Here is a 12004-nt window from a genome sequence, read left to right on the forward strand (position 1 = left end):
ACTTGAAGAGTGCTTCAAAAAAGGTGTTGTCTGATCGCTGCATTGTTTATCGGCAGGTCACGCAACAGGCGAATTTTGGGGTCCTTGCGGGTGTCGTCACGACGCTTGGATCGTGTACGAAAACGGTGGAATCCGTGCGGCAACGCATTGGTGCATTCAACGACCCAGCGATATTTGCTACGGCTGCTGCTATGTTCGACACGGCATCTCACTATCGCGGATGCGATACCGCGATAGCGCAACGCGCTTCGATGCCGCTCCGAATCGGAGCCGAGATCAAGGTAGAAAGCACGCGTTATCTGCCGTGACTGGCCACGCAATCGGCGAGTCGGTGCAATCGCATTGATTAGCGGCAACAATTGCGTGATGTCGCAGACGCTAGCGCTGTCCGGAGTAGCGACAAGCGGAGCGCCGTTGGCGTCGGTGACGAGGAATCGGTGACAACGCGAGAAAATTCGATTCGATTGGTGGCACGCAGCCTCGGAAGCCGGATTTCGTGGATCCAATCCCGGACGCCGACCTATTGCAAGTCCAGCAGACAGCGCCCGCAACTGATGTCCGATACGCAACCCATCTGGGCAAGTAGTTCGTCCGAGCGAATGCCCCTCTCGAGTATGAGAAGTATTCAGGTCAGCGCGGCAGGACCGGCTACGAGGATGGCCCCCGAGCAACTGAAGCGTCACGGCGCTGCTGATAGCAAAAATGGTTCGTTCAATGCCCATAATTCGTCGTTGATGATCCGCCCGGCCGCGCCCTCACTCCGTATGTTGAAAGAGTCGAGGCTAACAGCTTTGCCTTGGTGTTAACAGAGGGCAAACACTTTCTTACAGCACGGAGTAAATGTTCACGAGGAACTCGTTTGAAAAAGTGCCGTTTCTGCATAGCGCCTTCGCTGGTTCAGCGTCGATGTTTTGCTTGATCCAGGCAACGAAGCGACGCCATCTATACTTCAATTGCCGCTGGACGATCTCGCTCATGTTGAGGTCGTGGCTATAGCCGGGAGAGTCGAGCAGAATGTCATGGCGATCTCGATCAGCCAACGTTGTCGCCTTGCTTCATCAATGCCATGACGGACGCAAGCGCTACCCAGAACGATCACGGTCGGCCTGCCGTCACCTGCAGCCAGCACGTCGTCGTTGAAGTCCGACATATGTAAGCCTCTGATCTTGTCCACATGGGCCGCTTGTAGCAGAGTATTGAAGCCAAAATCCAGTACGCCGATCACGCTCGGCCAGCAGTGTTGGTTAGGCTCGATCTTATGAGCCCCCTCGTAGCGACCAGTTGCGCTGAACCGGCGGCGAACCGGAAAAGCTGGGCTATGTGCGGATACAACAGCCACAAGGCTGCCCTCTGGCGACGGCTGCTGGGGGCTTGCTTCATGAAAAATGTCTTTTCATCACGCTCCTTTTGAGCACGTAACGATTGCGCATGAACGAGAGTCCATCGCGCTGGAGCGCCACGGCCAGCGCTGCAAGGCGACACGGCTACGGTTCATAAAATGTGGCGTCGAGTCGCCGTAACGGGTTCGGTCGCAGCGATCAGGCAAGGCGCGCGTACGACCGCCTCCGTGGCCTGTCAGCAGGCCAACCACGCTACGCCAGGCCCAGCAATTGGGCCACTGGACGCTCACGCCGAGTCGCGCAATCATCCCTGGCGCGCGTCCTAGTGTCCTGATGACGGTGATTCAAGGCCAGTTTTTCCCAGGTCAGATTCTCCACCTCGACCAGTCGCAACTCGCATCGTATCGGTTCGGAGCTCCCGGCATATGCTATGTACTTACAATTTCTTCAAAACATACTCAACAAAATTAATCGCAAACGTGTTCTCAGGCGCCACTCTGATCGGCCTCTCTCGATCAGGGATATTTAAAGATATGGGCTATCACGTAGCCCGTTTGTCGCATGCCACTGCATTTCATCAATCTGAATTGCCAAGCTGGCCATGATTTGATCTGACAAGATAGCATTGTCGATAGCCGAATAATATTCATTAAATCCATATCTAATCATTTTAATTGCATTGAATGCCTCGTAAATACTTTCGGTAGTCAAATCCACGACAGCGTATGGCACACCGGCGCAACTAGGTGCATCAGCGCGCGCACAATTACCTTGCTCAATCAACAAGTTCATAACTTTCGCGCCGACTTTGGCTGGGCCTGTCACAAGCAAAGGTGTTGCATTGTTGATCAAGTCGGTCGTGGTTGACTGCTGAAGCACCCTCAACAGGATTTGGTAATCCGCAAGCGCAAGCAGCAACATCTGGGCGCTGAGCAGTGTATTGAAAGGCGTACGTGCGAAGGATGCTACTTGTTCGGGGCAATCAAGATCCTGCGACAGCTCGGCGAACGTACGGTTCAGTGCCTTGGTCGAATCACGAGCCTTTGTCTCTTGTAACGCGGACGCTCCAACTTGCAGAGTATAGGCAGGATCAACTGACGTACCCGCTGTCCTTGGGGCAGTCAGCAGTGCACATGTTTGCAGGATGTTGGATGGCTGAGCCGCGAATTGCGTGGCCGGCACCACATGAACCTGATTTATTTTGATCTGATTTGACCGCATGGCGAGCACATCGATGTGATTGCCCGCGCCCATTGCGAGCGCGACGTCTCCGGTCCCGCGTTTGGGATATGGGTGCACGGTGTATTGAATCTGGCCCGCTGTGGCTTCGGGCAGGCCGAGTGTCTGATATGGAACGTAACCGGTGGCGCTTGCGCTGCAGGTGGAGGTTGAAAAGCCACTTGTGTCTGATGCTGGACAGGGAAGCGAGCCGTGCTGAAAGATATAGGCTATTAGCGCGGCGTTTGTACGTTCAAGGATGACACTGCGTTCGTACCGGGTCTCCTGATTGCGGGTCATCTGGTTCAGAACAAGCAAGCCAACGGCAAGCAATCCCGCAAGTGCAACGACCAGCGCTGCCTCAATCGTGCCGAACCCTCGATTTCGCTGATGCAGCAGGGTATTGCTCATAACTTCCCCTCAATCTGCTTCTGAAATCGAATTTGTGCGTCTTGCTGCATTTTTTGTAGTTGTGTGATGTAATCCTGCGTGTCTGCAATGGCGGCTTGAGCATTTTTGAGGGAGGCTGTATCGCTGTTTGTTTTGCTCATACCCGGATCGATCGTGCTAACAATCTGGATTTGCAGGCCGATATAGCCGATCAAGACGATGTCAGCAATAATTACATTTGCCAGACCGATTACGGCCGCTGGATTCGTTCCATCGATAGCGTCTGGAACAGCCAGCTTTGTTTGAATAAGCGAGCTGACGAGGTCGGCGGTCAGATTGGCCAGCAAGCCTGCGCGAATTGCTATCTGGAAATCGTCACTGAACAGTGACTGTTGCGCGCGCTGGAATTGAAGCTCGCGGAAATGAGCTAAGCTTTGCGCGACTTGCACCATGTCTTGACTGGCTACGATCTTCTGGGCGGTGCTACCAGCGCGCGTGATCAACTCGGGGCAGCGTAACCATGCTTCCAGTTCTCCCAAGCCGATAGAACGTAACCCGATGCCGCGCGCGAGCTGAGCCTGGGCTTGCGGGCTGCCGGGCAACACAGATAGATCAGGCGGCGGAGTATTGCGATCCGGTGAGATTTGCACGACAAAGGCCGCTGGAACACCTGCAACGCGCAGTTGTGGCGACCGCGCAGCAGCACTCAGTGCGGCGCATAAATTGAGCGGCGATGCCGCAGGGCTAGCCGACCAGTTGGATCGTTGTCCGGTGCTGCTTACATACTGGGGCATATGTTGATTGGGATCAGGTGTATACAGACCGGCCTCTGCAGACACCAAGCGGCTGTCGACGGCATACCACACGGAAATTTTTCTATCGGACAAGCCGAGCATGACAGGGTCGATCCACCCTTGCGTGGGCGGCAGAACATACCTATTCAGCGCATAGCCCATGACCGCATGGTGTACCTTGTCCAGTTCGTCTTGGACTTGCCTGTCCGGAGGTACGGGAGCACTGGAGCGTATAAGTGGGAGCAGCACCACCGACAAAATACCGGTGACCAATACCGCTAAAGTAGCCTCCAGCAAGCTAAAACCCCTCTGTGCTGCATGGTTGCTGGCCCCATGTCGGCAGAAATTCACCGCTGCTTGATCGTTCATGACGTTGTTACCCACGGCTATTTCGTGTTCGCGATACCCGTAACGACGGGGTCGATTTCCCAGGTGAAGCCCATCTCGGTAGCCTTTTGAACAGCGTCATCGGCCGGCGAAACGCCCAAGTTTGCATCTGGCATTCCCCAAGGCTGAAATCCCCGGAGCTTGTCCAGCAGCAATTGATACTGGCCAAGGTAGATTGTGTCGTTTGCCGACGCCAACGCTTGTGCTCCCAGATCGACAATTCGACGCGTCTCGGCAAGGTTATAAAACTCGAGCGAAGCTGCGGCCTGAATCGCGAACCACGGCATGGCCAGAGCCGTCAAAGAGCTGTCTCGCTTGGCGAATTCGGTCATCCCTTGTGAGGCACGCACACCGGTAAAGATCCAGTCGAGCGCGATCACCTGGGGAATAAGCACCGTTGTCATCCAGTGAAACGATCCCCAGTCGTGCGGTCCCGCGGAATCCGGACCGTTGTCGTCTGCCCATCCACCGGGCCCGTTAATTAACGCCTGCCTGAGTCCCAGGATAGTGCCGCCAGGCTCACTTAGAGCGGCCGTCGTGGCCATCACGCTGAGTGATGCATTCACCGAGTCACATTGAAACGCTGTATAAAGATCAGCGGCCGACAGTGCACTGGACTGGCCTGATACGCTAAGCTTGTAGGCTAGGGTACTCACTGCTGCATTCCCGGGTACCGGAGGAACGCTCCATGGGCCGAGAGATTGACTTAGAACGACCGAGACGCCTCCTGAACCCAGGGCGGTGTTTTGGAGCTGTTGACAAAAATCTGCACCGCTTGGCTTGGCCGTATAGGCGCTCATAGGATTGATCTGGGCGCCCGCAATTCCCCTCCCAGGAGTGCTCTCGCTTGCACTAGGTAAGATCGGACCGACGGCCGGAATGAATTGCCCGGCAGGCGAGCTTGTTAGATCGGGACTGCCACCACTGCCCTTATTGGGAGCATAGCGCATCTGCTGCATGGCCGCTGTAAGGCTGCCTGGATATACAATTGTGGTATTCAGCAGCGTCCCTACCGGCAACCACCCCTCTTGAGCCCCGCAATCTTCCACTCCTAAGCGTGTTGACGCCGCGCATGGCAGGCGCCCATATCTCGACGCGTAGTCCTTTATTAAGCTATCGGCCCAGCGTAACGCGGCGCGCTCATCCTGAATCGAATGATTCAGCATGTCGGAACGATTTGCGAGATAGCCGATGATTACGCTACCGGTAAGCATAACCAGCAATGCAGACATGCCGACCAATCCGAAGCCTTTTTGTCGGGCACGTCGTGCCGTAACATGCGCCGATCCTCTAATCTGCTTCATCGCGAATTACTCGAATAAACCTGCCATTAACGCTTATGTCTTGCTAGACGCGGTGTCTCGCAGAGACCCTACCTAGGTGATTGCCATAAACTATGACTCGAAGATCCTTACAGAAGGCTGATCGATACATGCGTCAGGAATAACGTGCTGACATGGTTTGCCGGACCAGATCGTACACAGGCAGCAGCAGGGCCATAATCATGACGATGAACAACCCACCGGCCAGCACAATCACCAAGGGCTGCATGATTTCCGACAACATGGCGATGACACGGGTAAAGCGGATTCGGTACTCCATGGCCAAGTGACTAAGTTGACGATCCAAGGTACCGGTCTCCTCCCCTACGCTAATCATGCGTGTCATCATGGCGGGGAACCCTCCCACCTGCCGCATTGCAGTCGACACACGGTCTCCGCGCTCAACGAACTGACGCATGGCAACTAGGCGGTCCCGATAAAAGAGGTCCTTGACCGTTTGCTCCATAATCAGCAGGCTCTCAACGATGCCGATACCTGCATGAACCAGAATGGCCAAATACTCTGAAAAGAATGCGAGGCCGGACGATGTGAGCAAGGTCCGGCTAATGGGTAAGCGATGTAAGAGCGCATAAACCGCTCGCTGTACACCGGTACTGATGCGCCATGCGATTACACACACGCTCGAGCACACGAGAACGCACAAGCCCAGCTCAATCGCGTGCAGAGTGATCCAGTCCGCAATAGCCAGCACTGCCACGGTCAATGCCGGCAACGGAACGTTCATTTGCTTGAACAAGCTGGACAAATTCGGGATTACGTAGTAAATCCAGAATGCCGCCGCCCCGAAAATTGATAAAAACACGAACATCGGATAAATCAACGCCTGCATGGCGTTGGCTTTCATGCCGATGACTCGCTCGACATGGTCGGACGCCTCCATCAGCATCTTGTCCATCGAGCCGGTTTCATCGCCAATGGTGACAAGGCTGCGCACTGTCTCGGGGAATACTGCCGGTTGTCGCGCAAAAGCCTGACTTACGGTAGCGCCAGCCTCCAGGTCCTCGAGCAGCCTGCGCCCTACGCGGGCCACTGCCGGATCAGTTTTTTGAGCGTCCGTGTCGGCCGTACTGGCGATCGATTCCAAGATGGGCACACCTGCGGCTGTCATCACGGCCAGATCCCGTAGCAAGCCGGCCAGATCCCTCGACTTGATCTTTGGCTGGCCAATGCGCTGGACTCGCTCGAGAGCATACCCGACCCACGCGGGCAGTGCATTCAACCGCACGATCACACCCTGATGCTTGCTTTCGAGCCACGTACGCACGACCGGCAGTTCCTGCATGGCAAGCCCCACCACCCCGGAGCGGGATCTGCCGGTAGGCTGAACAACCTGGAAGTAGTAGAAGTACGTCATGTCGAAACCCCTTCGCCAATTACGCGAAGAACCTCCTCACACGTGGTTTGACCCAAGCGCACGCGGCGCTTGGCCAGCTCCCCGATTGTCTCGAAGCCAGCGGCAATTGCGTTCGTGCGAATTCCTTCGCGCCCGACATCATCGGCAATGGCATTGGCCAGCGCATTGTCCACACACAGAATTTCATAGACGGGCAAGCGGCCGTAGTAGCCTGTTTGTCGACACTTCCTGCATCCGACTCCGCGCTTGCCCAGCGCGCCAGCAGCGACGCCCAGCCATGCCGACTCAGCCTCGGAAAATGCCACTTCGTGCGCACAAAACGAACATATGCGTCGCACCAATCGCTGATTAATCACCAACAGCAAGTTCTCGGCAATCGCCTGGGGTAGCAAGCCCATCGGCCGAAGACGCGGAACCACGCCGAACACGCTGGTAATGTGCAGCGTCGAGAGCACCAAATGCCCCGTGGCCGAAGCGTCCAGCGCCGCTTGCGCGGTTTCAGCGTCGCGCATTTCACCGACCAGAATGACATCGGGGTCATGCCGCAAAAAATGCCGCAGGGCAGTGCTGAAGTCATATCCCGCTCGGCGATTGACTTCGGTCTGCCCGGCACCCGGCACGCGATACTCCAACGGATCCTCGACTGTCAGCACGTTGCGCTCGATCAATTGTTGCATGCGCAAGCCTGCGTGCAATGTACTACTTTTGCCCGAGCCGGTTGGCCCCGTGATCAGGATCAATCCGGCAGGGCAGGCCATCTTGGACGCAATCAGCCGCACATGCTCCTCGAAGAAGCCGAGCTCCTGCAGTCCTTTCAGGTCATGCGCTTCAGGCAACAATCGCATCACCATCCGTTCACCATGCTCTGCCACGATGGTGGAGACCCGCACGGTAAATTGTGTGTCAAGAATGGTCGTTCTAAAGCTGCCGTCCTGAGGTCTACGAGCCTCCGATATATCCATATCCGACATCAGCTTGATATAGCCGAGCAAGCGCCCGAGCGCCGATGGCAACGCCTTGATGGGACGCAGCACGCCATCGATTCGGAACAGCACATGTAGGCTACGAACGCCCGGTGTGATATGGATATCGGTGGCACGTTCTCGCACGGCCAAGTGCAACATGTACTTGAGCAAATTTTCCGGACTGATCTCATGCCGAGAGTCTGCTACCAACCCGAGAACCTCCTGCTCGAAGAGTTCTTCTGGGGGATGCTGCGAAAAGTAGTACGTGTGAAGAATTAAACGCTTAACCGCCACAAACTCGGATTGCAAAAAACGGCAACGCAATCCACACCGACGTAGAACGATTTCGCTCACCTTCTCGGGCAACGTGTCGCCAATTAATACCACCAGCTCGCGGTCGTCGCGCCGTATCGGAAGAAAATTACCGTTCAGGCACAGCTCCCGGTTAAATATTTCCATCAGTGCCGGCTCGGCGTCGGACACCTCATCAATCTCGATATATTCAATTCCCTGTAAGCGGGCCAACAAGCGCGCAACATCTCCTTCCCGGGCAAGCCCAGAATCGATGACGGTATGCCACATCACGTCGCGATGAACCGCACTTTTCTGATAGGCATATTCGAGCTGCGTCGCATCAATCAACCCAGCTTCCAACAAGGCTTGCCCCAAAGCCTTTGATAACTCTTCAATTGTGCGCGTTGCCATTATCCCGTCCTAACTGCTTCTTTACCCCAGCCTGACGCGGACGATCATGCTGTCTCTTCCCCGCCAATGCCAGGATCGCGGGGACCCGTGCCATATCTACCCACTGCGCATCGGCAGGCAGCCCGCCGGGCGGCAATGGGGGACGCGTGCCGGTCAGTTCGATAGCCGCCTGAGGCGTATTCGCGGCACGATGCACATCACCATCTGATAGCACGCTGGCCCAAGGCGCTCTCTGCTCGTCATTGCCTGCCAGTGTCACATTTCCCGCGCCCCCATGAAACGAGCTCGTCGACGCCGACGGCGCGACGCTTGAACGTGAGGTGCCTGGCGAGGCTTCCTTAATCGGTTCGTGCCCGGGCGCAGGAAGCGCCAGCGCACTCAGCAAGAGTGCTATTCCACCCGAAATCACCAACGTCCAGGACAATACCGCGCTATCGCCGACGCACCCTTGTAAATGGCGATTCCACATCCAGTGAAGCATCCAAGTTGGATAGGTCATCATCGCTCCTCGTCTCGTCCCTATAGTCCGGTCAAAGCACGCGCGCACGCAGCACGATGATCAGTTCCCGGTTGCGATGCTGTTTTGAAATAGCGTCAAACAAGTTGCCCAGCACCGGAATATCGGCGACACCGGGCAGTCCGTTGTTGGTGTTTGTGGTCTGTTGATCGATCAGCCCGCCGATGATCACCGTGTCACCGCCGTTGAGCTTCAGCGTCGTAGTCAATCCCTTTACGTCAACAATGGGAAGCGTTACTGCATTGCCCGTGGTGCCAATCTGCACTTGCTGCAAACTCGTGGCTTGAACCTGCGTTTGCATCGGGTGCACGAAGAGTTCGATTCGACCGCTATCGTTGACTGCGGCCGACACTCCAACCACTACGCCGGAAAACAGTGAATCCGTGTCGACATTGACCGACGTCGTCGAAGCGCCACCTCCAGTGTTGCTCGTCGAACTGCTGATCTTGCTAATGTAACGATAGTTGGTACCCACGCTAAGATAAGCTGGCATCCCGTTACTGAGACGCACCACTGGGTTGGACAACATCCGTACAGTTCCAAATGTACGTAGCGCGTTAATTGCTGCGGAAAACGCATTGCCGCTATACGCCAGGCCGTTACCATAGCCAGCGGTGGCGCCCACCGTCTCGGCGGGAATCGTGACAGTACGCGTGCCCAAGCCCGCACTCAAAGAGGTGGTAACCGGGTTCAAGGTCGCCGCTCCAGTGCCGAGCTGCCCCACGAGATTCTTTGTCAACAAGTTCCAGTCGACGCCCCAGTTAAATCCATCGGAGAGTTGGACGTCGATCAGTTGCGCCTCGATCTGCACCTGGCGCCCCCTGACGGTACGGATGCGTTCGATGAACGCTTCAACAGCCTTCAGACGCGACGGGCGGGCACTAACGAACAAGATTCCGGTCGATCGATCCAGCGTCACGTAGCCATCATCGGCGCTTTTGACGGCGCCAGACGATCCCGACACAATCGTTTGTACTGCTTTCAGTAAATCTTCGTAGCGATCGCTCTTGCTCCCAACCTCGCCACTGATGAGTGTATTGCCCTTTAACGCCGAACTACCCGCATCCTTGCCGGCACCGCCGAACACGTCACCACCGTCGTCGATATTCAATTGCGCCTTGCCGCCGAGCATTTCAAGACTGAATGTCTGCCGCGCCATCAAGGTGGCCACGATCAGCTTATCTTTCACGTGGCCATCGATATCGAACAACCCGAAAATCTGGTTCAATACATCGCGCGCCGATGCATGTCGCATTATGAGCGTTGCTCGCTGCCCGAGTTTGAGGACTGTCGGATCAATCATGACATTCATATGCAATTGGTCCGCCAATGCGGTTAGCAGGTCAGCCACCGGCGCGTTGGTCATGTTGATGTCAACCATCCGATCGAGCACGCTTGCATTGAGACCAGACACACCTGCCGTCTGGGCAGGTCCCGCTGTATGCGACTCCACATGCTGCTGCACGGAATCTAGACGCGCGAATACATCATGGCTGCCTTCAGTTGCTGTTTCGTCAATTTTTTGCATTTGCTCGCCATCTGTGCCGGACATATGAGAAGCGCTGTTGGGCCAACTGGTACACCCGCCAAGCGCGCAAAGCAGCCACACTACTGTCAGTCTGAAATTCATTGTCGTCACGAGCTTCTGGGAATTGTGAGGAAATCAGGGAAATCTATTCGAATATCTCGTCCATCGGACTGCGTTCGTGAGTTTGCATTGGGAGCCCAGCTTCCCGCTCATATAGTCGGTTGCAATTGCATTTGAAAATCCACCACGCTCTCCACGTCCACGCGCAGACCAACCTGCCCCACTTCATTCACAAAACAACGACTTCTGCTCGCCGCTTGCGTCGCGCTCTCGCCAAGGGCCAAGGCAAAAGCCGGATTGAATCGGGCAATCGAGCAGTCGGCGTCGACCGGCACATAGGCAGACGCCGTGTCGGGTGGCACCGTCGACGCAGTCACCAGCGCGCTTATCAGACTGCTTGCGCTGGGAGCCGCACCGAGTGTCATCGCCCCGTTGAATACGCCATAGCGCATCCGCCCGTCGTCACCCTGCCCGCTCGGAGGAACAATCCCCAGGGAGATGTACGGCAACCAGCCGACGTTGGACATGCAAGCGCCCCCGCTCTGGGACTCAATGCCAGCGCCACCCGCCGTGGTGTCCGGACATGGCAAGCGGTGTTGCGTCAACGCGAACTGCATTACCGCCCGGTGTGCCTGGCTCAACCGAGCACGCTGCACCAGGGCTGAGCGCGCTTGTTGCCCGCTTTGCTGCAAGCGCATACCCAACGCGAAGACCAGCGCCATCACGACCAGCAAAATCGCTGTCTCCAGCAGAGAAAATCCCTTCCCACGTGCTCGCTTAGTCGACATGATCGGCTCCATTGGGTCGATTGCTATTTTTGAGCCTGCTGCGATATCGCAGGCGCCGTTCCAGCTACCATCACCTCCGCACGGAGCTGTTGACTCAGCGCCTGAAGCTGCGCCTGCTTCTCCTTGAGCAAAGCCTGACTTTGCGCGTCTGCTGCCGAATCGCCGGAAACAGGCTCGAGACTCTGCATCTGCTGAGCAATTTGCTGCATTTGCCCCGCAATCTGGAGATTGCGTCTTAGTACGCCCAGGTCGACTCCGCCCAATACACTCGAGCCATTCGCCTTCTCCAGTTCCTCCAGCGCAATGGCCGTTTGCACCGGATCTCGTTGACCGTGTTGCAGCATGTCTTGGAACTGCGACAGTGCTGACTGCAACGCCACGTGCCGGCGTTGCGACGCCTCGCTAGTCGCCGAAGCCGACGCCCCGGTCGCGCCCGGCGAGCTTGTAGCTGCCTCGGCTGTTATCGGGCGGGGAGTAAGATCCAAGGCTGGGGCGCTAGCCGGCTCCACGCCCACTGCCGAAGAGGCAGTGGTCTCGACCTTGACCGGGAGCGCAAGGTGCGCCAACGGTACATTTTGAGCGACTGAACCATTCGTATGCATCACTCGGCTGGCG

At 56.3% G+C, this 12004-nt stretch carries 11 protein-coding genes and 1 pseudogene; all 12 read right to left on the bottom strand.

The annotated features are described in order from the left end of the window. Positions 1 to 46: 46 nt before the first annotated feature. The 12 genes and pseudogenes from H0X90_RS31020 to H0X90_RS31075 all read right to left on the bottom strand — a co-directional run bounded on the left by H0X90_RS31020 (position 47) and on the right by H0X90_RS31075 (position 11763). A pseudogene (locus H0X90_RS31020) lies at positions 47 to 739 on the bottom strand (IS5/IS1182 family transposase). Between the two features lie 85 nt (positions 740 to 824). Then, on the bottom strand, positions 825 to 977 hold the full coding sequence (locus H0X90_RS31025; RefSeq protein ID WP_196438331.1) for a hypothetical protein: 153 nt from the start codon (positions 975 to 977) through the stop codon (positions 825 to 827). Continuing rightward, the gene (locus tag H0X90_RS31030; protein WP_196438332.1) at positions 974 to 1225 is read right to left on the bottom strand and encodes a hypothetical protein; all 252 of its coding nucleotides are present in this window, start codon (positions 1223 to 1225) and stop codon (positions 974 to 976) included. The genes H0X90_RS31025 and H0X90_RS31030 overlap by 4 nt, the downstream gene beginning before the upstream one ends. A 640-nt stretch (positions 1226 to 1865) precedes the next feature. After that, a complete protein-coding gene (locus tag H0X90_RS31035; RefSeq protein ID WP_196438333.1) occupies positions 1866 to 2969 on the bottom strand; it encodes a hypothetical protein in 1104 nt (367 codons plus the stop codon). Continuing rightward, positions 2966 to 4126 (bottom strand): type II secretion system protein, encoded by a 1161-nt coding sequence (locus tag H0X90_RS31040; protein ID WP_196438334.1) that lies wholly within the window; start codon positions 4124 to 4126, stop codon positions 2966 to 2968. Before H0X90_RS31040 ends, H0X90_RS31035 begins: the two co-directional genes overlap by 4 nt. Before the next feature lie 2 nt (positions 4127 to 4128). Continuing rightward, positions 4129 to 5361 (bottom strand): hypothetical protein, encoded by a 1233-nt coding sequence (locus tag H0X90_RS31045; RefSeq protein ID WP_196438335.1) that lies wholly within the window; start codon positions 5359 to 5361, stop codon positions 4129 to 4131. A gap of 205 nt (positions 5362 to 5566) precedes the next feature. Beyond that, positions 5567 to 6826 (bottom strand): type II secretion system F family protein, encoded by a 1260-nt coding sequence (locus tag H0X90_RS31050; RefSeq protein ID WP_196438336.1) that lies wholly within the window; start codon positions 6824 to 6826, stop codon positions 5567 to 5569. Next, a complete protein-coding gene (locus tag H0X90_RS31055) occupies positions 6823 to 8496 on the bottom strand; it encodes a GspE/PulE family protein (protein ID WP_230877689.1) in 1674 nt (557 codons plus the stop codon). Before H0X90_RS31055 ends, H0X90_RS31050 begins: the two co-directional genes overlap by 4 nt. Further along, entirely contained in the window at positions 8477 to 8998 is a 522-nt protein-coding gene (locus tag H0X90_RS31060) for a hypothetical protein (RefSeq protein ID WP_196438337.1), read from the bottom strand. Before H0X90_RS31060 ends, H0X90_RS31055 begins: the two co-directional genes overlap by 20 nt. Before the next feature lie 28 nt (positions 8999 to 9026). Next, complete coding sequence (gene mshL / locus H0X90_RS31065) at positions 9027 to 10643, bottom strand: pilus (MSHA type) biogenesis protein MshL (RefSeq protein ID WP_196438338.1); 1617 nt, start codon at positions 10641 to 10643, stop codon at positions 9027 to 9029. A gap of 107 nt (positions 10644 to 10750) precedes the next feature. Next, complete coding sequence (locus H0X90_RS31070; RefSeq protein WP_196438339.1) at positions 10751 to 11389, bottom strand: type II secretion system protein; 639 nt, start codon at positions 11387 to 11389, stop codon at positions 10751 to 10753. A 23-nt stretch (positions 11390 to 11412) separates the two neighbouring features. Continuing rightward, the gene (locus tag H0X90_RS31075; protein ID WP_196438340.1) at positions 11413 to 11763 is read right to left on the bottom strand and encodes a hypothetical protein; all 351 of its coding nucleotides are present in this window, start codon (positions 11761 to 11763) and stop codon (positions 11413 to 11415) included. Positions 11764 to 12004 lie beyond the last annotated feature (241 nt).

Origin of the sequence: Burkholderia sp. 9775_39 (genome assembly GCF_015712225.1) — a bacterium.
Taxonomy (GTDB): Bacteria; Pseudomonadota; Gammaproteobacteria; order Burkholderiales; family Burkholderiaceae; genus Burkholderia; species Burkholderia cenocepacia.

Bases quoted from the DNA above. Each gene is read 5' to 3' on its own strand.
- H0X90_RS31025 (WP_196438331.1), bottom strand. From the start codon at position 977: ATGAGCGAGATCGTCCAGCGGCAATTGAAGTATAGATGGCGTCGCTTC.
- H0X90_RS31035 (WP_196438333.1), bottom strand. From the start codon at position 2,969: ATGAGCAATACCCTGCTGCATCAGCGAAATCGAGGGTTCGGCACGATT.
- H0X90_RS31045 (WP_196438335.1), bottom strand. From the start codon at position 5,361: ATGTCTGCATTGCTGGTTATGCTTACCGGTAGCGTAATCATCGGCTAT.
- H0X90_RS31050 (WP_196438336.1), bottom strand. From the start codon at position 6,826: ATGACGTACTTCTACTACTTCCAGGTTGTTCAGCCTACCGGCAGATCC.
- H0X90_RS31055 (WP_230877689.1), bottom strand. From the start codon at position 8,496: ATGGCAACGCGCACAATTGAAGAGTTATCAAAGGCTTTGGGGCAAGCC.
- H0X90_RS31060 (WP_196438337.1), bottom strand. From the start codon at position 8,998: ATGATGACCTATCCAACTTGGATGCTTCACTGGATGTGGAATCGCCAT.
- mshL (WP_196438338.1), bottom strand. From the start codon at position 10,643: ATGAATTTCAGACTGACAGTAGTGTGGCTGCTTTGCGCGCTTGGCGGG.
- H0X90_RS31070 (WP_196438339.1), bottom strand. From the start codon at position 11,389: ATGTCGACTAAGCGAGCACGTGGGAAGGGATTTTCTCTGCTGGAGACA.